This window comes from Kosakonia sp. MH5, from assembly GCF_009935945.1.
Classification (GTDB): Bacteria; Pseudomonadota; Gammaproteobacteria; order Enterobacterales; family Enterobacteriaceae; genus Kosakonia; species Kosakonia radicincitans.
The window spans coordinates 1-503 of record NZ_QODH01000051.1 but is presented as its reverse complement, the minus strand read 5'-3'; the positions used below and the strand labels follow the sequence as shown (position 1 = coordinate 503).

Below are 503 nucleotides of genomic sequence, written 5' to 3'. Positions count from 1 at the left end.
ATATGATTAAAATTTATCTTTGTCATACATGGAGTAAGACTAATGAATATCAATATAAGACCAGCTCAATTGTCTGACGTTGAAGGTATTTTCACTGTCAGAACATCAGTCGCCGAAAATCATCTGAGCCGTGAAGAGATGCGGGAGATGGGCATCACCGAAACTACCGTGAGCAATATGATCAAAGAGGGGCGTTGCGCATGGGTTGCGACAGATGATGATGAAGTGGTGGGGTTTTCGATGATTTTAAGGGAGAAAGGCTCTCTTTATGGTCTTTTTGTCCTTCCTGCCTATGAAGGCAGAGGCATCGGTCGCAGACTTACAAAGATTGCGGAACAAGAGTTGTTCAAACATCACGAAGTTGCCTGGCTGGAAACAGATAAAAACAGCCGTGCGGCCAAATTCTACATGCAACTCGGCTGGGGTAATAAGACAACATTAGATGGCGCTTTTATTCGATTAGAGAAGCAACGTGGTAGTTGACCTTCTACGGCTCTTATAGA

At 43.7% G+C, this 503-nt stretch carries 1 protein-coding gene; it reads left to right on the top strand.

All coding sequences use genetic code 11. From position 1 onward, the window contains the following. The first annotated feature begins 42 nt into the window (after positions 1-42). Positions 43-483 (top strand): GNAT family N-acetyltransferase, encoded by a 441-nt coding sequence (locus tag DK872_RS27265; RefSeq protein WP_161519145.1) that lies wholly within the window; start codon positions 43-45, stop codon positions 481-483. Positions 484-503 lie beyond the last annotated feature (20 nt).